Annotated in this window: 22 protein-coding genes; 14 read left to right on the top strand and 8 right to left on the bottom strand. The window is 63.1% G+C overall.

The features are described from left to right. The first annotated feature begins 14 nt into the window (after nt 1-14). Complete coding sequence (locus YH3_RS16040; RefSeq protein WP_054831239.1) at nt 15-758, top strand: SDR family NAD(P)-dependent oxidoreductase; 744 nt, start codon at nt 15-17, stop codon at nt 756-758. 22 nt (nt 759-780) lie between these two features. Here the strand turns inward: YH3_RS16040 and YH3_RS16035 are convergent, their stop codons facing one another. Next, the gene (locus YH3_RS16035; protein WP_193777165.1) at nt 781-1,686 is read right to left on the bottom strand and encodes an amidohydrolase family protein; all 906 of its coding nucleotides are present in this window, start codon (nt 1,684-1,686) and stop codon (nt 781-783) included. Nucleotides 1,687-1,811: 125 nt separating this feature from the next. Between YH3_RS16035 and YH3_RS16030 the strand changes: the two genes are divergently transcribed. The 3 genes from YH3_RS16030 (at nt 1,812) to YH3_RS16020 (ending at nt 4,556) form a co-directional block, all read left to right on the top strand. Further along, nucleotides 1,812-2,339, top strand: a complete 528-nt coding sequence (locus YH3_RS16030) for a nuclear transport factor 2 family protein (protein ID WP_003939692.1) — start codon at nt 1,812-1,814, stop codon at nt 2,337-2,339. Nucleotides 2,340-2,343: 4 nt separating this feature from the next. Beyond that, on the top strand, nt 2,344-3,477 hold the full coding sequence (locus YH3_RS16025) for a 12-oxophytodienoate reductase (protein WP_003940612.1): 1,134 nt from the start codon (nt 2,344-2,346) through the stop codon (nt 3,475-3,477). 80 nt (nt 3,478-3,557) lie between these two features. Then, entirely contained in the window at nt 3,558-4,556 is a 999-nt protein-coding gene (locus YH3_RS16020) for an MDR family oxidoreductase (RefSeq protein WP_064074261.1), read from the top strand. A 5-nt stretch (nt 4,557-4,561) separates the two neighbouring features. Here YH3_RS16020 and YH3_RS16015 read toward each other — a convergent pair whose 3' ends face one another. Beyond that, complete coding sequence (locus YH3_RS16015) at nt 4,562-5,113, bottom strand: ribonuclease H (RefSeq protein ID WP_007729467.1); 552 nt, start codon at nt 5,111-5,113, stop codon at nt 4,562-4,564. A 45-nt stretch (nt 5,114-5,158) separates the two neighbouring features. Here YH3_RS16015 and YH3_RS16010 point away from each other — a divergent pair, with 45 nt between their 5' ends. The 3 genes from YH3_RS16010 to YH3_RS16000 all read left to right on the top strand — a co-directional run bounded on the left by YH3_RS16010 (nt 5,159) and on the right by YH3_RS16000 (nt 7,389). Next, entirely contained in the window at nt 5,159-6,112 is a 954-nt protein-coding gene (locus YH3_RS16010; protein WP_064443706.1) for a DNA-3-methyladenine glycosylase, read from the top strand. Between the two features lie 17 nt (nt 6,113-6,129). Then, on the top strand, nt 6,130-6,780 hold the full coding sequence (locus YH3_RS16005) for a pyridoxamine 5'-phosphate oxidase family protein (protein WP_003940212.1): 651 nt from the start codon (nt 6,130-6,132) through the stop codon (nt 6,778-6,780). Between the two features lie 111 nt (nt 6,781-6,891). Then, the gene (locus tag YH3_RS16000) at nt 6,892-7,389 is read left to right on the top strand and encodes a hypothetical protein (protein ID WP_082920595.1); all 498 of its coding nucleotides are present in this window, start codon (nt 6,892-6,894) and stop codon (nt 7,387-7,389) included. Nucleotides 7,390-7,396: 7 nt separating this feature from the next. Here YH3_RS16000 and YH3_RS15995 read toward each other — a convergent pair whose 3' ends face one another. The 5 genes from YH3_RS15995 to YH3_RS15975 form a co-directional block, all read right to left on the bottom strand. Continuing rightward, nucleotides 7,397-7,786, bottom strand: a complete 390-nt coding sequence (locus YH3_RS15995) for a metalloregulator ArsR/SmtB family transcription factor (protein ID WP_003940184.1) — start codon at nt 7,784-7,786, stop codon at nt 7,397-7,399. Nucleotides 7,787-7,846: 60 nt separating this feature from the next. Continuing rightward, nucleotides 7,847-9,043, bottom strand: a complete 1,197-nt coding sequence (locus YH3_RS15990) for an acetyl-CoA C-acetyltransferase (protein ID WP_064114110.1) — start codon at nt 9,041-9,043, stop codon at nt 7,847-7,849. 40 nt (nt 9,044-9,083) lie between these two features. Then, complete coding sequence (locus tag YH3_RS15985) at nt 9,084-9,536, bottom strand: MaoC family dehydratase (RefSeq protein WP_064443705.1); 453 nt, start codon at nt 9,534-9,536, stop codon at nt 9,084-9,086. 67 nt (nt 9,537-9,603) lie between these two features. Continuing rightward, nucleotides 9,604-10,350 carry a GntR family transcriptional regulator gene (locus tag YH3_RS15980; protein ID WP_042448526.1) on the bottom strand — a complete coding sequence of 249 codons (747 nt, stop codon included), beginning with the start codon at nt 10,348-10,350 and terminating at the stop codon, nt 9,604-9,606. A 31-nt stretch (nt 10,351-10,381) separates the two neighbouring features. Continuing rightward, complete coding sequence (locus tag YH3_RS15975) at nt 10,382-11,533, bottom strand: acyl-CoA dehydrogenase family protein (protein ID WP_003940468.1); 1,152 nt, start codon at nt 11,531-11,533, stop codon at nt 10,382-10,384. Between the two features lie 200 nt (nt 11,534-11,733). Between YH3_RS15975 and YH3_RS15970 the strand changes: the two genes are divergently transcribed. From YH3_RS15970 to YH3_RS15960, 3 genes are read left to right on the top strand one after another with little or no spacing between them, the layout of a single operon-like run. Continuing rightward, nucleotides 11,734-12,609: a CoA ester lyase gene (locus tag YH3_RS15970; protein WP_064443704.1), complete on the top strand. Its 876-nt coding sequence runs from the start codon at nt 11,734-11,736 to the stop codon at nt 12,607-12,609. Then, nucleotides 12,606-13,604, top strand: coding sequence for a MaoC family dehydratase (locus YH3_RS15965; RefSeq protein WP_030537188.1), 999 nt, complete (start codon nt 12,606-12,608; stop codon nt 13,602-13,604). The genes YH3_RS15970 and YH3_RS15965 overlap by 4 nt, the downstream gene beginning before the upstream one ends. 31 nt (nt 13,605-13,635) lie before the next feature. After that, nucleotides 13,636-14,856, top strand: a complete 1,221-nt coding sequence (locus tag YH3_RS15960; protein ID WP_064114217.1) for a CoA transferase — start codon at nt 13,636-13,638, stop codon at nt 14,854-14,856. Nucleotides 14,857-14,922: 66 nt separating this feature from the next. Here the strand turns inward: YH3_RS15960 and YH3_RS15955 are convergent, their stop codons facing one another. Further along, nucleotides 14,923-16,080 carry an acyl-CoA dehydrogenase family protein gene (locus tag YH3_RS15955; RefSeq protein WP_003940617.1) on the bottom strand — a complete coding sequence of 386 codons (1,158 nt, stop codon included), beginning with the start codon at nt 16,078-16,080 and terminating at the stop codon, nt 14,923-14,925. A gap of 195 nt (nt 16,081-16,275) precedes the next feature. Between YH3_RS15955 and YH3_RS15950 the strand changes: the two genes are divergently transcribed. The 4 genes from YH3_RS15950 (at nt 16,276) to YH3_RS15935 (ending at nt 21,520) form a co-directional block, all read left to right on the top strand. Beyond that, a complete protein-coding gene (locus YH3_RS15950) occupies nt 16,276-17,739 on the top strand; it encodes an MFS transporter (protein ID WP_174519483.1) in 1,464 nt (487 codons plus the stop codon). A gap of 134 nt (nt 17,740-17,873) precedes the next feature. After that, a complete protein-coding gene (locus YH3_RS15945; protein WP_003939840.1) occupies nt 17,874-19,004 on the top strand; it encodes a thiolase family protein in 1,131 nt (376 codons plus the stop codon). 54 nt (nt 19,005-19,058) lie between these two features. Next, nucleotides 19,059-19,823, top strand: coding sequence for an SDR family NAD(P)-dependent oxidoreductase (locus YH3_RS15940; protein ID WP_064443703.1), 765 nt, complete (start codon nt 19,059-19,061; stop codon nt 19,821-19,823). Nucleotides 19,824-19,864: 41 nt separating this feature from the next. Next, nucleotides 19,865-21,520, top strand: a complete 1,656-nt coding sequence (locus YH3_RS15935; RefSeq protein WP_176742040.1) for a class I adenylate-forming enzyme family protein — start codon at nt 19,865-19,867, stop codon at nt 21,518-21,520. Nucleotides 21,521-21,566 lie beyond the last annotated feature (46 nt).

The raw sequence follows: 21,566 nt of genomic DNA, 5'->3' as shown, positions 1-21,566 counted from the left end.
AAGAGGAGCGTTTCATGAGGTTGAACGGCAAGGTAGCGATCGTCACCGGCGGCGCCGGTGGAATCGGTCGCGCTGTCACCCGAGTCTTCGCCCGTGAAGGCGCGAAGGTCCTGTTCGTCGACATCAACGACGAGCAGGGCCAGGCCCTCGAACAAGAACTGGCCGGCTCCGGCAAGTTCCTGAACGTCGACCTTGCTGCCGCCGGTTCGGCCGAGCAGATCCGTGACGCCGCGCTCGAGGCTTTCGGCAAGCTCGACATCCTGGTGAACAACGCTCACGCGTCCCGTCAGGCTCCGTTGCTCGAAACCACGCAGGACATGTTCGACCTGTCCTTCAACACCGGTTTCTACCCCGTTGTCCACCTCATGCAGGCGTGCCACGACGAACTCGCGAAGACCAAGGGTTCGGTCGTCAACTTCGCGTCGGGTTCAGGTTTGGACGGAATGCCGACCCAGACGTCCTACGCTGCGGCCAAGGAAGCTGTGCGAGGCCTGACGCGCGTCGTCGCCAACGAGTGGGCGCCGGAAGGCATTCGGGTCAACGTGGTCTGCCCGTTCGCCGCCACCGAAGGCGTCGTCAAGTGGCAGGAAGCCTTCCCTGAGCGCGCAGCCGCATCGGTTGCCAAGGTGCCTCTCGGACGCATCGGTGATCCCGAAACCGACATCGCTCCCGTCGTGGTGTTCCTGGCGAGCGACGATTCCAAGTACATGACGGGTCAGACGTTGATGGCCGACGGCGGCAGCATCAAACTGCGCTGAGTCGAAGTTCTTCTCGGTGAGCTCAGCACACCGAGAAGAGCTTGGCGGCGTTGTCGTGCACGACGGCTCGCAGCCATTCGTCTCCGAGATCGAAGCGCGTAACCGCTTGCAAGGCTGTGAGATACGGGTACGGGATGTTGGGGAAGTCGCTACCGAACAGAATCCGGTCCTGCATGTCGACGAGCCGTGATACGTCCGCCTTCGGGAAGGCACACTGCTCTTCCGTGAAGTCGGTGAACGCCATGGTCGTATCCAGGCGGACATTACCGTAAGCCTCTGCCAGATCGAGGAATTCGCTGTACTCGGGCATCCCCATGTGGGCGACGATCAACGACAGGCGCGGGTACCGTGCGAGCAGCGAAGCAATGCGATCGGGTCCCGTGTACTCCCCCGGCGCCGGTCCCGATCCACAATGGATCACGATGGGCGTCTCGGAGTCCTCGAGCTGACCCCAGACCTTGTCGAGCAGAGGGTCGTTCGGATCGTAGTTTCCGACCTGGATGTGGGACTTGAAGATTCGCGCGCCCGAATCCAATGCCTTGCCGACGTACGACGCCGCCGACTCCTCGGGATAGAACGTGGCCGTGTGCAGGCAATCGGGCGTTTGCGCGGCAAATTCGACGGCCCACTGATTGAGCCACTCGGCCATCGCGTGCTTGTGCGGGTAGATCATCGACGTGAAAGCCCGGACACCGAACTCGCGGAGACGGTGTACCCGCTCCTCCTCGGCAAGTCGGTACGCGATCGGCCAAGGTCGACCGATCATCGGTCCCGCCGAATCGAAGTAGCCCCACACCTTGTCCATGACGCTCTTCGGCATGAAATGGGTATGGACGTCGATCACGCCAGGAACACCCAACTCGCGCCAAAAAGCCCGAACCTCGGCGATCTCCTCCGGTCCGGTCGATGGGACCTCTTCGGTACACACGTCTGACACCCCTTTCGTTCGCTCGACCATACCGAGTGCCGTCGCGCTCACCGGGACAGGTCGTTGACGGCCCGCCCGGAGCACCCGAATGTGAACCCATCTTGCCGATCACCGTTGGAGGTTGAATGTCTCAGGCCGAGTCCGAAGTGGGGTCGATCAGTGCCGTCGAGGAACTGCTCGCAATCGAGGAAATCAAGCGTGTGTTCGCCGCGCGCCTACGCTGCATGGACACCAAGCAGTGGCACGTCTACCCAACCCTGCACACCGCAGACGTCGTCAGCGAGACGTGGGGCGGACTCCCGACAGACAAGCAACCCAAGACCGGCGACACCTCGAACCAGGTAGTGGGCATCGACAAACTCACCGCGGCAATTCGGAACATGCTCGACGGCGACATCCCCCTCACCACGGCGCACCACGCACACACTCCCGAAATCGTGCTGACCTCGCCCACCACCGCAACCGGCATCTGGGCGATGGAGGACATGCTGTGGTGGAACGACGGCGAGAAAGAACTGCACCTACACGGCTACGGCCACTACCACGAGAAATACCGCAAAGAAGACGGCAAGTGGCTGATCAGCTACCGAACCCTCACCCGGCTCCGTGTCGACCAGGACCCCGGATTCTTCCGATTCATGAAAGCGCTGTGACGAAGTGACCAACCCGCTGTTCCAACCGCTCCGCATCCGTTCGCTCGAACTGTCCAACCGCATAGTCATGTCGCCGATGACGCGCACGTACTCCATCGAAGGTGTGCCCGGCCGCGACGTTGCCGACTACTACCGCCGACGAGCTGAGGGCGGCACCGGACTGATCGTCACCGAAGGCGTCGCGATCGATCACGAGACTGCTGTCGACCACGCCAACGTCCCCAACCTCCACACTCCCGCTGCTCAGGCCGGATGGCGGAAGGTAGTCGACGACGTGCACGCTGCGGGCGGCAAGATCGTGCCTCAACTCTGGCACGTCGGACCTTTGTGGGGCGCGATGACGCAGATGGACCCCTCCCTCAAGCCGATGCGCCCCTCAGGCGAGTGGGGCCCGCTCGGCGTCACCTCGTACTCCGCTGCCTACGTCGAACGCGCACAGGCGAGCACCGAAGCGATGACCGAGCAGGACATCCAGGACGTCATCGACGCGTACGTCCGTAGCGCGAAGCACGCCGTCGAACTCGGCTTCGACGGCATCGCGATCCACGGCGGTCACGGCTATCTCCTCGATTCCTTCTTCTGGGAGGGCACCAACCAGCGCGACGACGCGTGGGGAGGCGACCTGGAGCGTCGTACCAGGTTCCCGGCCGCCGTCGTTGCCGCGATCCGCGCAGCCATCGGACCGGATCTGCCGATCATCTACCGTTTCTCACAGCACAAGCAGCAGGATTTCACCGCGAAGATCGCGGAAACCCCCGAAGAGTTGGGCGTCATCCTGGGCGCGCTGGTCGACGCCGGAGTCGACGTTCTCGACGCCAGCATCAGGCGTTTCGACGTGCCGGCCTTCGAAGGCAGCGATCTCTCGTTGGCGGGTTGGGCGAAGAAGCTGACCGGCGCCGTCACGATGGCCGTCGGCAGCGTCGGTATCGGAAAGTCGCTGCGGGACAGCCGCATCGAAGGCGTCGCACCTGTAGTCGACAACATCCCACAGCTCGAGGAGCGCATCGGCAGCGGAGAGTTCGATCTGATCGCGATCGGCCGTCTCCATCTCGCCGATCCTGCATTGGCAACTACCCTGCGCGCCGGTGGCCCGCTACCGGCGTTCGATCGAGCGGTGCATGAGGGCAGCTTGATCTAGGGGCTCCGCCCCTGTGCGCCTTTCTGGTAGTTCGCACTACCAAAAAGGCGCACAGGGCCGAAGGCCTTTATGTTCGACCCATGACTACTTTCAACGCCTGGGTCGCCCGCGACAGCGACGGCACCATCGACTTCGCCCCCGAAACCGTCGACGAATCCTTCCTCCCGGCAGGTGAGGTCACCATTCGCGTCGAGTATTCGAGCGTCAACTACAAGGACGCGCTCGCGGTCACGCCGAAAGGCGGGGTGGTTCGCGAGTACCCGATCGTCCCCGGTATCGACGTCGCCGGCGAGGTCATTGCCTCCGAGTCCGACGCATTCGCCCCGGGCGACAAGGTCGTCGCACATGGCTACGAGATCGGGACCGCCCGCAACGGCGGCTACGCCGAGATCGCCCGTTTGCCTGCCGAGTGGGTCGTGAAGCTCGACGGCATTTCCACCGCCGACGCTGCCGCGATCGGCACGGCGGGATTCACCGCGGCCATGAGTGTCCAAGCCATTCTGGCCAGCGGAGTGAAGCCCGCCGACGGTCCCGTCCTGGTGACGGGTGCGAGCGGCGGAGTCGGCACCGTCAGCGTCGACCTTCTGGCAAGCGCGGGCTTCGACGTGGTCGCCTCCAGCGGTAAGCCAGGCGCGGCAGACCTTCTGACGTCACTCGGTGCGTCTTCGGTGATCGGCCGGCTTCCCGAGGATCCCGACGCCAAGCCTCGCCCGCTCGGAAAATCTCAGTGGGCGGCGGCCGTCGACTGCGTCGGTGGAAAGACCCTCGCTCACGTTCTGAGCACGATCAACTACGGCGGTGTTGTGGCCGCCAGCGGATTGACCGGTGGCGCCGCGCTGCCTACGACCGTGCTGCCGTTCATTCTCCGCGGAGTCTCACTGCTGGGCATGGACTCGGTATTGATGCCGATCGAGCCCCGTCGCGCGCTGTGGACCCGGCTGGGCTCAGACTTGGCGCCACGTCATCTGAAGGAGATCACGAACCTCGTTGCCGTCCGCGACGTCGTCTCGGTGATCGATCAGGTCCGCGAAGGCAAGTACACCGGCCGGGCGCTGGTTCAGGTTGCCGACGGGTTCTGAACCGCTCAGAAAAGTGTGAACAAATCTGCCGGTTCTTCGGCCGTCGTGGACTTCTCCTTGTAGGGGGAGTTCACGGCGGTCGGTTCCTTCTTCACCGGGGCAGCAAGCGGCACCGATGCGATGTCCCCCGAGACGATGGCGCGTGCGGCTTCGCCGGCCAGCTTGTCTGCCATTTCGTTGTAGTGGTTGCCGACGTGCCCGCGCACCCAGCGAAAGCGCACCGGACCGACTCGATCGGTGATGGCTCGATCGATACTCTGCACCAGTTCGAGGTTCTTGACCGCCCCGCCGCTCGCGGTCTTCCAGCCCTTGCGCTTCCAACTGGGCAACCATTCGGAAGCGCACTTGATGGCGTACTGCGAGTCGGATTCGATGAGTAGAGGATCAGCACCGGGATGGGCGACGACGGCCTCGAACAGAGCACGCAACTCTGCAATCTGGTTGGTGCCGGACGCTTCTCCGCCGGACATGCTCGGACCCTCGTGATTGACCCACGCCCAGCCGATAGCCCCACCGGGGTTTCGCAGACAGGATCCGTCGGTGCTCACGATGATCATGGCTCGGACAATACGTTGCGCCACCGACACACGCCTTAACGGAGGATGGACGGTGGCGATACGCTGACCTCGATGACGCCGCTATCTCCGGTCGACGAAGTCACGGTGACTTCTCAGCGACCGCTCGATGCCGCGCTGACGCTCAGCCCGCATCAGCGCGGACCCGGCGACCCCGCACATCGACGGTCAGCCGACGGAGCGATCTGGCGAGTTTCCCGCCAACTTTCGGGTCCTGTGACCTACCGCATCACCCAGTCGGATCGCCATACGGTCCGGGTACAGGCCTGGGGTCCCGGCGCCACGGAATTCCTGAACGGCGCCGAAGCGCTGCTCGGTCTCGACGACGAAGCCGAAGATTTTGCCCCCGAACATCCCAAGCTCGCCGAAGCTCATCGACGCTTCCCTCATCTGCGCATCGGCCGCACCGGCCGCGTCATGGAAGCTCTCGTTCCCGCGATCCTCGAGCAACGAGTCCACGGCATCGACGCATTCGCCGCGTGGCGCCGCCTGCTGACCAAGTTCGGGGAGCGCCCACCCGGCCCCGCGCCCGACGGAATGCGGGTTCCACTCACCGCGGACCAATGGCGTCGAATGCCGTCATGGGAATTCCATCGCGCGAACGTCGATCCCGCGAGGTCCAAGACGATCGTTCAGTGCGCTCGCGTCGCCGACCGCCTCGAGCAGGCATCCACGTTCCCCAGGACCGAGGCGACCAAACGGTTGCGAGCGGTACCCGGCGTCGGGATCTGGACTGCCGCCGAAGTGGCTCAGCGTGCATTCGGCGATTCCGATGCACTCTCGGTCGGCGACTACCACCTTTCTGCCGTCGTCGGGTGGTCACTGCTGGGTGAACCGATCGACGACGCCCAGATGGTGCAGTACCTCGCTCCCCTTCAACCGCATCGATACCGCGCCGTGAGGCTTCTGCAGGTCAGCGGGCAAGCCGTCAAACCCAAGTTCGGTCCGCGAACTGCCGTTGCCGACCACCGTTGGCACTGAGCATCAGGAGTTGGAAAATGTCGACCCGATACGCACACATCGCCTTCTCCCCCGCTGCGGTGGAGCGTCAGCGGTCGACCGGAAGTTTCACCGTGTACGGTTCGAAACTCGATCAGCCCGACGAGGGCCCGATGGAATTCGATTTCCGCGCGCAGGGATTCGTGAAATCCGTGGATTCCTTCTTCATGTCCACGGTGACGCCCGACGGTTGGCCGTACGTCCAACATCGCGGCGGCCCGCGCGGATTCCTGCATGTGTTGGGCCCGAATCGAATCGGATTCGCCGATCTCCCCGGCAATCAGCAATTCGTGACGCTCGGCAATCTGGAAGAGAACAATCGCATCTCGCTGTTCGTCATCGATTACCCGACGCGAACGAGATTGAAGATCTACGGGCGCGCGCAGGTGATCGAAGCGGACGAGGACCCTGCACTACTGCAACAGCTCTTGCAAGTCCCCGGCGGCACCATGACGGCAAAAGCCCAGCGTTCCATCGTCATCGACGTCGAAGCGTTCGACTGGAACTGCAGTCGAAACATCACGCCACGCTTCGACAAGGAGCGCATGGACGAATCCCTCGCTCTGGCACGCCAACCCCTGCAAGCCGAGGTAGATCGGCTTACTGCCGAGGTCGAAGAATTGCGTGCGCGGTTGTCGAAAAACGAATGAGACTAGGCGGTTTCAGGGCACTCGGAGTCGGGTAGCCACCAAACACGGCCCGTCGCGCGGAGACGACGGGTCCCGTTGTGCCCGAGGAGGTCCGCACGATCGATCCAGACGGTGGAGTTCTGGTTAACGAACTGCACCGCCACCATTCACGACTGGTTCCACACAGACAGATTGGCCGTCCCCATGAAACTGTCCCGAACTCTCACCATGTCCCTACTCGTCGTCGCCGCAGTCGGCGCCGGAGCCGGCACCGCGGTCGCAGCGCCCCCGAATGCGGGCTTCGATCCGTCCCAACCCCTACTGACACCGACCGCAGAGTCGAACAGCCAGGCGGCGTTGATGCTCTTCCCCGGTAACGATCCGAAGCAGGCCGCGTTCGACACGATGGCCAACGAGGTCAATATCGGCTGGAACAACGGTGGTCTGCAGTCGACCCTGATCGGAGCCAACCTCGGCGTCGGAATCGGCTGCCTGTCGATCTTCCCGAACTTCATCGCCGGCTGCATCGTCGGTGGAGTCATCGGCACGGTTGCCGGAGTCGGCGCAGGAATCACCAACGGAAACCCGAACGCTGCGCCGGCCGTCGAGAAGTTCTTCGCGACTCCTTGAGTAGCGCTCAGCTGTGCGTGTGCCCGGGGGTGGGTGTCTCGTCGTGAAAATGTGTGGCGCCGATCGAATGCAGCAGCTGGTGAACGGTGTCGTCCGCCAGTTGGTATCGCATCGATCGGCCGTCGCGGGTCGCGCTCACCCACCCCTGGCTACGCAGTAGCCGCAGCGCATGTGAGACGGCTGTGCCGCTCATCCCCAGCGCCACGGACAAATCCGTGACGCAGATACCCGGTGCGTGATGAAGGCAGAGCAACAGACGCAGACGGTTGGTGTCGGAGAGAAGCTCGAAGCGACCGGACCAACTGGTGACATCGAGCCCCTCGAGTGCGGCCCTGGCGCGACGAACATCCTCGACGCTCAGCGCGCCACTGGTGTCTGCTGCGCCTGCATTCGTCAACCGACTGCCTCCGTAGAACTTCCGATCCCCCGCCGCAAGTGTACCCAGAAGCGAACCTCGTCAGGCAGACTCCACCACGGCCGCCATACCCTGGCCACCGCCGATACACATGGTCAACAGCGCTTTTCCGCCGCCGCGTCGGCCGAGTTCGTGAAGCGCGGTTGTTGCCATACGCGCACCCGTCGCTCCCACGGGGTGCCCGAGCGAGATGCCGGAACCGTTGACGTTCAGGCGATCGAGGTCCTCGAATCCCCATTCCTTCACGACGCCGAGAACCTGGCACGCAAACGCCTCGTTCAGCTCGACCAGATCGAAATCGGCAAAGCGTGCCCCGGTGCGAGCAAACAGTTTCGAGACGGCGGCAACCGGCCCGAGGCCCATCAGCGCCGGTTCACAACCGGCCGCGGCCCAACTGTCGAGGAACCCGATGGGTTCCAGCCCCAGCTCGTCCAGACGATCCTCGGCGACAACCAACATCGCTGCCGCAGCGTCGTTCTGCTGGCTGGCGTTACCGGCGGTCACGACGCCTCCCTCGGTCACCGCACGCAGCCGTGCCAGGGTTTCGAGTGAGGTATCCGGACGAATCCCCTCGTCAGCACGAAACTGTGTGACGTTCCCTTTTCGATCCGTCAGTTCGACGGCGACGATTTCGGCATCGAAGCGGCCGGATTCTCTTGCCAGTGTTGCCTTTCGGTGGCTGTCGACGGCGAAGGTGTCCGACTCTTCCCGCGTGATCCCGCAGCGTGTCGCGACGTTCTCGGCCGTTTCGATCATTCCGCTGATCCGACCGAATCGCCACTCGGGGTGCGAGCGCTCGCGGCCACGATCGAGGCGGTCGAACAGTTGCAGCCCACCGGATCTGGTGCCCCACCGCGCTCCGGTGGTGTAGTGCTCGATCCCGCTCATCGATTCGACGCCACCCGCGAGAACCACGTCGGCCGCACCCGTCTGGACCATCATGGCCGCGGAAACGATGGCCTGCAGACCCGTTCCACATCGGCGATCCGTCTGGAAGCCGGCTACCGAAATCGGCAACCCGGCCTCGAGCGCCGCCCACCTTCCGATGCACGGTGCCTCCGAATTGGCATACGACTGCCCCATCGCGACGTCGTCGATGCGGGACGGATCGATTCCGCTACGACGCACGGTCTCCTTGACGACGGTGGCAGCCAGACTTTCCGCAGGCACGTCACGAAGTGCCCCTCCGAAACGGCCCACCGCGGTTCTGACCGGCGCGACCAATGCTGCTCGTTTCACAACTGACCTCGAATCTCGTTCTGGAAGAATGGAAAAGGATTCAGGAGACCAACAGGCGCACGGTATCCGCTACCAGCGCAGGTTTACCCGCTCCTTCGATTTCGATCGTGTACCGCACGACTATCGTCTCGCCCTTCGCGGTGCGCTCGAAGGAAAGAATCTCCGCACCTGCCCGCACCGAAGAACCGACCTTGACCGGTTCGGGGAATCGCACCTTGTTGCTTCCGTAGTTCACGGTCATGGAGATTCCGTCGACACGCATCACCTGAGCGCCGAGCACCGGCAACAACGAAAGAGTCAGATAGCCGTGGGCGATGGTGCCGCCGTACGGACCCTGCGCTGCGCGCTCGGGATCCACGTGAATCCACTGGTGATCCTCGGTGGCGTCGGCGAACTTGTCGATCCGATCCTGTGTGACCGGGAACCACGCGCTGTAGCCCAAGTGCTCACCGACAGCCGTCTCTACTTCGTCGATTCCGTTGAAAATTCGCATAGTTCTCTCCTGAAAGGTGTTGAACAGCAAAGAAAAGTGCAGCGCTAATGTGCGCCGCGGCGCAGCGTCAATGTGCGCCGCGGCGCAGCGTGACCCGATACGTGTACTGCTCCGGCAAGAAATAGCTCACCGACAACTCGTTGGCAACGCCCTGCGCGTTGGAGTACAAACGGTCCACCCGCAACATGGCGTGGCCGATTTCGCAATCGACGTCCCTGGCAACGTCCGCCGTGGCCGGGGACACCGTGATCGATTGTGCTGCTTCGACAATCGGACTGTCGATCAGCGGTTCCAGCAAGCCGATCACCGTATTGGCGCTCACCGCACCGGCCGCCATGGCGGGCAGGTCGATGATCTGCCGCGCGATCGCCTCCGGCAGATGCGCCGTCGTCTGCACGAACGGAACTCCCTCGTGTATCCGCCGGAAGACCACGGTGTACACGACGTCGGTGTCGAGCCGAAGCCGACTGGCCGCCTCGATGTCCACGCGCCGGTGCAGCGGTGACACAACTTCCATCGTCGTGTCCCGCGAAAGGTTCATGAGATCTTCGATGGATCCGAGATGACGGAGATAGCGGCCGCTGTTCTCGGTCACGAACGTTCCGCGCCCGGGTACTCGGTACACGATGCCCTCGGCAACCAGATCGTGAAAGGCTCGGCGGACCGTCTGCCGACTCACGCCGTGATGCTGCGCCAGTTCGGATTCGGTGGGCAGTTGAATGCCGTCGCGGTAGGTACCGGCAGAGATCTGCTGACGAAGCTCACGAGAGAGGCGTTGGTACGCCGGCTCCGTCTCTCTTTCCTTACCGCTCATAGCGACATGATCCTACTTGCTCACCGATCCGTCACAGACCGCCGCGGGCAACCAGCTGCGAAACGATCACGTTGCGCTGAATTTCGTTGGTTCCCTCCCCGACGATCATCAGTGGTGCATCACGGAAATACCGCTCGACGTCGTACTCCGTCGAATAGCCGTAACCGCCGTGGATGCGGACGGCGGACAAAGCGATTTCCATCGCCACCTCGGAGGCGTACAGCTTGGCCATGCCTGCCTCCATGTCGCACCGCTCGCCGCTGTCGTACATCTGCGCCGCGTGCCACGTCAGCTGCCGTGCGGCCGTCAGCTTCGTTGCCATGTCGGCGAGGTAATTGCCGATCGACTGGTGCTTCCAGATCGGCTGGCCGAAGCTCTCGCGCTGCTGCGCGTAGGCAAGTGAATCCTCGAGTGCGGCCGTGGCGACGCCCAGTGCGCGGCAAGCCACCTGGATACGGCCGGTCTCGAGTCCCTTCATCATCTGCCCGAAGCCCTTTCCGGGAGTACCGCCCAGAATGGCCGACTCGGAGATGCGGTAATTGTCGAAGGACAGTTCACAACTCTCGACGCCCTTGTATCCGAGCTTCGGGAGGTCGCGGGAGACGGTCAGCCCTTCGCCGTGCTCGACGAGAACGATCGAGATGCCCGCATGACGAGGGCTTGCGCTTGGATCGGTCTTGCACAGCAAGGCGATCACGCCGGATCGGCGGGCATTGGTGATCCATGTCTTGGCGCCGTTGACGACCAGATCTGTGCCGTCGCTCTTGGCGTTGGTTGTCATGGCCTGCAGATCGGAACCTCCGCCGGGCTCGGTGAGGGCCATCGTTGCCCGGATCTCGCCGGTTGCCATTCGCGGCAGGTACTTCACCTTCTGCTCTTCGGTACCGAACAGCGAGATGAGTTTCGCGACCACCGTGTGACCGCCCATCGCCCCCGCCAGGGACATCCATCCGCGTGACAGTTCCTGCGTCACCTGCGCATAACAGGGCATGGACACCGGCGATCCGCCGTACTCCTCGGGAATCGCGAGCCCGTAGATCCCGATCTGCTTCATCTGATCGATCCACTTCTCGGGATACTCGTTCGCGTGCTCCACCTCCTGGACCGTGGGCTTGACCTCTCGGTCGACGAACCGGCGCACGGTTTCGATCAGGAATGTCTCTTCGTCGTTGAGCTTGAGCATGAATCCGCCTCGACTTGAAATAAGTTTGTACGGCCATATTTCGATATTGTTCGCGCAATGTCAATACCGCGCCTTGACATCGATACGCAGCAACTGCCAGCATCGAGGCAGTTCGGTGCACATCAACGCCGTTCACGGCAGCTCATCCACTTCACAACTGGCCGTACATTTGATTTCCAGATCGAGGTAATCGACACACTATGGACGAGAACCACTACCGCGCCACCAGACGTCGCGCGTCCCTGGTCGCGCCGGGTTCAGACGAGCGCAAGGCACGCAAAGCACTCTTCTCGAACGCAGACGAGGTGATTCTCGACCTCGAAGATGCCGTCACTTCGGCGAACAAGAACCTGGCGCGAACCCTCGTGAGCACCTTGGTGCACGAGTTCGGTAGGGCGCGCACCATCTCGGTCCGAATCAACGGCCTGACCACACCATGGGCCCGCGACGACCTGATCGCCTGCGGCGCCCTCGGAGAATCGCTGACGAGCGTGATCGTCCCGAAGGTCGAGTCCGCCGACGAACTACTCGAGGCCGAGCACATCCTCTTCACTGCCGGTGGGCACCACACCACCCTGCAAGCCCTGATCGAAACTCCGCTCGGCGTCCAGAATGCCGACTCCATCGCCCGCGCGACTCCTCGTCTCCAAGCCGCGATCATCGGATACGCCGATCTCGGTGCAGCGCTCGGCCGTTCACGCTCGGCACTGCCTGAACACTGGCTTGCCGTCCAGGACAGAATTCTGATCGCCTGCCGCGCAGCCGGCGTCGCAGCCATCGACGGGCCCTTTCTCGGCATCACCGACGACGACGCTTTCCGCCGCGCCGCGCACTGGACCAGCGCTCTCGGGTTCGACGGCAAATGGGTCATCCACCCGGCGCAGATCGACTCGGCCACTACCGCATTCACTCCTTCGGACGACGCCGTCAATGACGCCCGACGGGTACTGACCGCACTCGAAGAAGCCGAAACCCTGGGTTCGGGTGCCGCCCAACTCGACGGCCAGATGCTCGACGAAGCTGTGGCCGTGGCAGCGCGTCGTACGCTTGCCCGAGCCGAAGGAGTCACCGTATGAGCGAGCACTACGTGGGAGGCCCGTACTTCGACGAGCTCACCCATGGTCAGATCTTCGACGAAGCCCCCGCGGTGACGTTGACCAGTGGACTCGCCGCCTCCCATCAGGCGATCCTCGGTGACCGCATGCGCCTGCCTCTCGACGCACACTTGTCGTCGAGCGTCACGGGTTCCGGTGCACCAGTGGCAAATCCAGGACTGGTCACCGACATCGCCATCGGCCAGTCAACCGTGGTCACACACCACGTCAAGGCGAACCTCTTCTACCGTGGACTGCGATTCCACCGTTTCCCGGTACTCGGCGACACCCTGTACACGCGCACCGAGGTTGTCGGTCTACGCGAGAACTCGGCCAAGCCGGGACGCGGCGCCACCGGACTTGCCGCGCTACGGATGACGTCTGCTGATCAGAACGGCAACACGGTCCTCGACTTCTACCGCTGCGCCATGCTCCCCCTGAGCCCCGACCCGATCGAGGCGAGAACTCGCCACGCCGACGACCTCGGGGCGATCGGTCCGTCCGAACCGGCTCCGTACGTATCACCTGACGGTTGGGACCTCGACACGTATCGAGAGCGGGTACCCGGCAGGCACTTCGATTCCGATTTGGTGGGCTCCGTCTTCCACAGCAGCGGCGACGTCGTCTCCAGCGCACCCGAACTTGCCCGGCTGAGCTTGAACATCGCAGCGACGCACCACGACGATCGCGTCGGCGCCCACGGTCGCCTCGTCTACGGCGGCCACACCATCGGGATCGCACTCGCCCAGGCGACTCGCGCTCTGCCCAACGTGGTGACGGTTCTCGGGTGGCACTCGTGCGATCACACCGGACCCGTTCACGAGGGCGATACCCTCACGAGCGAACTGCACGTCGAAAACTCGTCGCCCCTCGAACACGGAACCGCAGTGCAACTGCGTTCGCTCGTGTTCTCCCACAATGCTTCTGCAACACAAACTCCGGTTCTCGACTGGCGTTTCACCGTGTTGATGGCATGAGCACACACTCTTCTATCACGGAGGACCACACATGACTCAGAGCCCAGGCCCGCTGTCCGGGCTTCGCATCGTCGAGGTCTCGAGCTTTGTCGCCGCGCCGCTGTGCGGACTGACGCTCTCCCAACTCGGCGCCGAGGTGATCCGGATCGACCCGATCGGAGGTGCCTCCGATTACAATCGCTGGCCCGTCACAGACAAGGGCGAGAGCATCTACTGGACCGGACTCAACAAAGGCAAACGGTCACTGTCAGTGGACATGCGCGCCGAACGCGGCCAAGAACTGATTCGCCGACTGGTCACGGCGCCGGGACCTGGCGGCGGAATCCTGGTCACCAACGCCGGCGGCCGTAAGTGGATGAGCCACGACTCCCTGGCCCAGTTGCGTAGCGACGTCATCACCCTCGAGATCCTCGGACGCCGCGACGGCAGCCCCGGAGTCGACTACACGGTCAACGCCGCCTTGGGATTTCCACAGATCACCGGCCCCGCCGACTACGCCGGAGTTGTCAACCACGCACTGCCCGCCTGGGACGTCGCATGCGGGCTCTACGCCGCCCTGTCGATCACTGCCGCAGTGCGCCAACGTGACTCGACCGGACATGGATCTCGGATCACGCTCCCACTCGAAGACGTCGCATTGGCCACCGCGGGAACCCTCGGTTACCTCACCGAGGTACAAGTGAACGGTCGCAGTCGCGAGTCCGGCGGAAACGCCGTCTACGGCACGTACGGAATCGATTTCGTCTCCAGCGACAACGAACGGTTCATGATCGTTGCACTCACTACCCGCCATTTCCGCGACCTTGCGTCGGTCACCGGCACCACGGCGGCTGTCGACGCTGTCGAAGCTGCGCTCGGAGCCGACTTCTCCACCGAAGCGGATCGCTACCGTCATCGAGAGGTACTCACTGCTCTGTTCTCACATTGGTTCCGGGAACACAGCGGCGCCGAGATCGCTGCAGCGCTGGACACATCGTCGGTTCTGTTCGAGAGGTACCGCAGTTTCGAGGAAGTGGTGAAATCTGGCGAACTGGAGAACAACCCGATGTTCTCCGCACTCGATCAACCTCGAATCGGAAGCTACCTGGCTGCCGCCAATCCTGCCTCGTTCGACGGCGCACACCTGGGTACCGGACCCGCCTCCGAGGTCGGCGGCGATTCGATCGCGGTGCTCGCCGACATCCTCGGAACCAACGCCGATCACGCCTCGACGCTGATCGCGGACGGCGTGGTCGGGGTTCCGGCGAACTGACCTACCCGGAAGATGTTTTCGGCCTCGGAACACTTGTTCCGAGGCCGACAACATGTCGAGAGTGCGTCAGAGACCAAGATCCTTCGCGATGATGGTCTTCATGACTTCACTTGTGCCACCGTAGATTCGTGTGACACGCGTGTCTGCGTAAAGACGCGCGATGGGATACTCGGTGATGTAGCCGTACCCGCCGTGCAATTGGAGGCACTTGTCGATCACTCGACCTGCCGCCTCGGTGCAGAACAGTTTCGCCTTCGCTGCGTCGGGAATCGTCAGAGTGCCGCGGTCATGACATTCGAGTGCGTTGTCGGACACCAGCTGGATGGCATCAACCTCGGTAGCGCATTCGGCCAGAACGAATTTGGTGTTCTGGAAGGCCGCGACCGGCTTGCCGAACACCTTGCGGTCCTTGACGTAGTCGATGGCAAAGCGAAGCGCTGCACTGGCAGTGGCGGCCGCTCCGAACGCGATGGTCAACCGCTCCTGAGCCAGGTTGTGGGTCAGATAGCTGAAGCCGTCGCCCTCTTCTCCGAGTCGGTCCTCGACGGGCACCTTGACGTCGACAAACGAAAGCTCCGCAGTGTCGGAGGTCTTGAGCCCGATCTTGTTGATCTTGCGCCCCACCGAGTATCCGGGCGACGACGTATCGATCACCAGAATCGACAACCCCGTGCGCCGGTTCTCCGCTGTGCTGGGCGCGGTACGGCACACCACCAGGACGCGGTCGGCAAGTACTCCACCGGTGATGAACGTCTTGGAACCATTGACCACGTAGTGCGTACCGTCCTCCGACAGCTTGGCCGTGGTCGCGATGTTCGCCAGATCCGATCCTGTTCCCGGTTCGGTCATCGCAATCGCGAACATCAGATCTCCGGAAGCGAAGCCCGGCAACCAGCGGCTCTTCTGTTCTTCGTTCGCGTACTCGAGCAGGTAGGGCAGGATCAGGTTCGTATGCACCGACTGCGAGCCGAATGACGCCCCGGCGGCAGCAACTTCCTCGGCGACGACGACGTTGAACTTGAGCGACTTCTCGCCGCCTCCGCCGTATTCTTCCGGCACCTGAATTCCGAGTACGCCCAGCTCTCCGAGTCGTCGGTAGAAGTCACGGGGCGGGTGACCGTCCTCTTCCCACTTCTCGTGGACCGGGGTTACTTCCTTCGCGATGAAATCGCGAACGGTTGCCCGGAATGCCTCGTGATCCTCGTTGAACACGGTGCGCTGCATGTATGAACTCCAGTCGGTCAAGGGGACAGGGTGATCCTGATCTCACCTTGCCTCAATGTTCCGCATTCGATCCAACACTCATCGGCTATGCGTCCGATAGGGCGTACCAATATGGCCTGACCTGCGATACATAGGCAACCGCTATCGTTCCGATCATCGACGCGACATTGCTCAAAGTGATCCAGAACACGTTGAATGAGTCAGCCGGCAAACACACCACCATCGATCGCTTCGAGGCCGCGCTTCGAGCACGATCGCATCCGCCCACCAGTCTCGAAGGGACGCCACGTGACCCCCATCGCGCCACAGCGTAACGACGTCCAGCCCGAAGCAACAGCAACGCCAGATTCGTCAGCAGTTCCCGTCTTCGGTACCCGCAAGCGTGCGTGGACGATGACCGGGCTCGTCGTTTTCCTCTACATCGTCAACTACGCGGACAAGGCAGTCCTCGGAATCATCGCTCAGCCCCTCGCTCGTGAGCTCGGACTGAAGTCTTCGCAAATCGGCATGGTCGGCTCGCTCTTCTTCCTGATGTTCTGCATCGGTGGATTCCTCGCCGGACCGCTCAACAAGTACCTGACCCTGCGTTGGGCGCTGTTGATCCTGGCCGCAATCTGGTCCGTGGTCATGCTCCCCCTCGTTCTCGGCGCCAGCCTCGCGATGTTGATCGTCTCGCGCATGCTCCTCGGATTTGCCGAAGGCCCCAGTTCGGCGCTGATGCACACCGCGGCGTACTCGTGGCACCCGCCGGCCAAGCGCGGCCTTCCCGGCGCAATGCTCGCCGGATCCGCCTCTGTCGCAAAGATCGCCCTCGCGCCGGTACTGACCTTCATCGCCGTTCATTACGGCTGGCGCGCAGCGGTTCTCTCGCTCTCCGTTCTCGGTCTCGTGTGGATGGGTTGCTGGCTGGCCGGTTGGTCCGAGGGCCCGTACACGAGCAAGGCCGTCAAGGCGACCAAGACTGCAGATACAGAAGCAACCGAGGCAGCCGGGACAGCCACGAAGGCGGTCACCGAGCCCAACGTTCCGTGGCGCAAGATCCTGCTCTCCCGCACCTTCGTCAGCTGCTGCTTCCTCATCGCGACCATCTACGCGCTGACCACCGTCGTTCTCACCTGGTTGCCGTCGTACTTCGAGGTCGGCCTCGGATACAGTGCGATGCAGGCCGGTTCGATGTTCGCGCTGCCCTCGATCGTCGGTCTCGTCCTCATGATCACCTCCGGTTCCGTCACGGACAAGTTGATCGGCCGCGGCTTCACCTCTCGTACGGTTCGCGTCATCGTTCCCTGTGTCGGCGTTCTGATCTGCGGATCGATTCTCCTGTTCCTGCCACAGATCTCCACTCCCATCGTCGCTGTCGCCATGGTCTCGATCGGCTACGGGTTCTCGGCAATCACCTTCCCGCTCATCAACGCTGCGATCTCGGAGCTGTGCCCGCCGCAGCAGACTGCCGGAACGATGGGATTCTTCCTCGCCATCATGTCGATCGGTGGCCTGATTGCTCCTTACGCAACGGGAGTCATCGTGGACAACGCTGCAACCCCGGCCGACGGTTACGCCCAGTCCTTCCAGGCAATCGGCGTCATCGGAGTGATCGCCGCGGTTCTGGTCCTCGTCTTCGCCAATCCCGAGCGCGATCGCAAGCTCATCCGAGGCTGAGTACTCCACGTATAGCCATTCGCTAACAAAGCCATTCACCGAAAGACATTGCCGGGTCGACCCGCTCGTGATCGACTCGAGACACGCCCCGACCGCACAGTCGCAGAACCGGGCACGAACAGCAGGAGAGATACATGCGAGATGCCGTCATCGTCGACGCAGTACGTACACCGATCGGCCGTCGCGGCCGCGCCCTCTCGGAGATCCATCCGGCCGAGTTGTCCGCCCATGTACTGCGTGCGCTCGCTGAACGGACCGGACTCGACGCGGCGACGGTCGACGACGTGATCTGGGGTTGCGTCAGTCAGGTCGGCGAGCAGGCCGGAAGCATCGCCCGCACAGCGGCACTCGCTGCCGGCTGGCCCGACAGCGTTCCCGGCGTCACGCTGACCCGGGCCTGCGGATCGAGCCAGCAGGCAGTTTCCTTTGCTGCGGCCACCGTCATCTCCGGTCAGAACGACGTGGTCGTAGCCGGAGGCGTCGAATCGATGTCACGAGTACCGATGGGTACCGCCAGCAAGAACGGTGAGCATTTTCCGGCTTCGGTACTCGAACGCTACGGGGTGGACGGTTTCAGCCAGGGGACCGGCGCCGAGATGATGGCCCGCAAATGGGCACTCACACGAACAGCTCTGGACGAATACTCCCTCCGCTCACACGAACTCGCGGCCCGTGCCACCGATGAAGGGGCATTCACCGGGCAGATCACTCCGATCGCGGGCTTGTCCCAGGACGAAGGCATTCGGCGAGGCGGAAGTGTGGAGTCGCTCGCGAAGTTGCCCCCGGCCTTCGACGCCGACGGTGCCATCCACGCCGGCAACTCTTCTCAGATCTCCGACGGGGCGGGCGCCACACTCGTCACGACCAGCGAGTACGCCCGGGCACGTGGGTGGAAGCCGCTCGTTCGTATTCACACCGCAGTGGTCGCAGCCGACGACCCGGTCATCATGCTCACCGGTCCGATTGCCGCCACCGCAAAGGCATTGGATCGCTCGGGATTGTCCATCGACGACATCGGCGCCTTCGAGATCAACGAGGCATTCGCCCCCGTCCCGCTTGCCTGGCAGGCTGAAACCGGCGCAGCCATCGATCGTGTGAATCCGCTCGGCGGCGCTATCGCGGTCGGCCACCCACTCGGCGGATCAGGTGCGATCTTGATGACTCGCCTGGCACATCACATGCGCGACAACGGAATTCGCTACGGTCTCCAGTCGATGTGCGAGGCCGGCGGCATGGCCAATGCGACCATTCTCGAATTGATCTGACCCGACAACGCTTTCGGGCCGACACGTCATCCAGCAGGAAAGAAGAATTGATTCATGAAACTCGAGGGACTTTCCACCGCGATCACCGGCGGCGCTTCAGGCCTCGGCCTGGCAACCGCTCGTCGGTTGCTCGACGCCGGAGCGCAGGTCACGTTGATCGATCTGCCTTCGTCCGACGGTAAGCAGGTGGCGGCCGATCTCGGTGCTACCGCACAATTCGCCCCGGCCGACGTCACCGACAGCGAACAATTCGCCGAAGCACTCGACGCGGCGCACGAGCGCGGCGGCCTCCGCGGCGTCGTCCACTGCGCGGGTGCCGGGCGTCGTATGCGCATTCTCGACAAGGACGGAAAAGCCGGATCGGTCGAAGATTTCGAGTTCGTCGTCAAGCTGAATCTTGTCGGTTCGTTCAACGCACTCCGTCTCGGCGCCGAGCGGATGGCGGAACTCGACGCAGTGAACGGTGAGCGAGGTGCCATCATCATGACGGCGTCGGTCGCAGCATTCGAAGGTCAGATCGGTCAGATCAACTACACAGCGTCCAAAGCCGGCATCGTCGGTATGACGGTCACCGCTGCCCGCGATCTCGCCAGCCGCGGAATCCGCGTAAACACCATTGCTCCCGGCATCATGGACACTCCCCTGCTGGCGCGCCTACGCGAAGACGTGCGCACTGCCCTCGAAGCCTCTGTTCCCAATCCCTCACGACTGGGTCGTCCGGACGAGTTCGGCCAGCTCGCCGTCTCGATGCTCGAGAACGGCTACCTCAACGGCGAGACCATCAGACTCGACGGCGCTATCCGAATGGCTCCCCGGTGACGGGCACCAGCGTGATCGCCAATCCACAACTGCGGCACAACATGCAATACCCGGATACCACCATGGCGTACTGGGCGCCCAGCATGGCGGCGCTCTACGGTGACCGCCTCGCCGTCGTGGACGGCGAGCGTACGTGCACCTTCCGCGAACTCGGTCAGCGCAGTGCGCAATTCGCCGGCGCACTGCGGCAAGCCGGGGTGGGCGTCGGCGACGTGGTGTTGATGCACCTCGGGAACTGCGTCGAGTTCCTCCAGGCTTACTACGGATGCCTACAGGCCGGGGCGACAGTCACATTGGTCAACCCACTGCAGCCAGAGCTCGGCCTGCGCAAGCAGATCGAAGAGACGTCCGCCGTTGCTGCAGTGACTCAGAGTTCGCAGCTGCACGTACTGCTCGCGGCCGCTTCAGGAACCTCCGTGCGTACGATCGTGATGGTCCAGGACACCGAGGGCGCGCTCGACACACCGGAGTCGGTCGTCGCATTCGACTCCTTCATCGCCGATCTACCCACCGAATTCACCCCTGCCTCGGTTCGTAGCGACGACATCGCACACATCGCGTTCACCGGCGGAACCACCGGAGTCTCCAAAGGTGTTCGTGTTCTTCACCGCAACGTCGTCGGCAACATCACGCAGATGTGTGGGTGGAGAACCGGTCACGAGTTGGAAGCAGGTCCTGAAGGTCTCGTCACGCCTCGACGCATCGACGGCCTCGACGTGCTCGGTCCGACGCCCGGGACCGGGGCGACCATCGTGGTCTCCCCTCTCTTCCACGCACATTCGTTGCTCAACACGTCGTTCCTGTTGATTTCCGGTCTCACCCAGGTGTTCGCCGGTCGGTTCGAACCCGGCCGGATGCTCGAGCTGATCGAAAAGCACGAGGCCACCTATCTCACCGGGTCTCCCGCCATGTGGCACGCACTGTCGGTTCATCCCGACGCTACGGTGCGCAACACCGACAGCGTGTGCGTCGTCTCTTCGGGTGCTGCCCCGATCGACAGTGTCACGCTCGCCGCACTCCGCCGGGCATTTCCCAAAGCGCTCGTCGTCGAAGGGTACGGGCTGACCGAGGCCACCTGTGTGGTCACGGCCGCTCCGCTGATCAACGGCTCGGAATATCGGCAGAGCAGCGTCGGCCTCCCGATCTTCGACACCGAAATCCAGATTCGCGATCAGCTCGACCGGAAGACCGTTCTGGGCGAGAACGAACGTGGCGAACTCTGGGTGCGTGGACCTCAGGTCACCGACGGCTATCTCGGACACCCGGAAACCACCGCAGAACAGTTCGTCGACGGCTGGTTGGACACGGGAGACATCGCGTACCTGGACTCGGACGGATACCTCTTCATCTGTGACCGGGCCAAGGACATGCTCATCTACAAGGGGTACAACGTCTATCCGCGGGAACTCGAAGAGATTCTGGTCTCGCACCCGGCGATCTCGACTGCCGCGGTTGTCGGCCGCGAAGTGGGGAGCAACGGCCAGGAACCCGTAGCCTTCGTGGTGATGATTCCGGGCGCCGAGTTCGACGCCGAGCAGATCAAGGCGTTCGTCGCCGAGCAGGTGCTGCCGTACAAGAAGATTCGCGAAGTCGTCGAGGTAGAACTCCTTCCGACATCGGCTGCCGGTAAGGTCCTCAAGACCGACCTCCGCTCGAGACTTCTCGAATCCGTCGATCAGAAAGGCGGTTCCAGGTGACGACCTTCGCAGACCTGACGTCGCAACTGCGTGTCCCGGTTCTCGC

Origin of the sequence: Rhodococcus sp. YH3-3 (assembly GCF_001653035.1) — a bacterium.
In the GTDB taxonomy this organism is placed as follows: Bacteria; Actinomycetota; Actinomycetes; order Mycobacteriales; family Mycobacteriaceae; genus Rhodococcus_F; species Rhodococcus_F qingshengii.
This window is presented reverse-complemented; position numbering and strand designations above follow the sequence as displayed.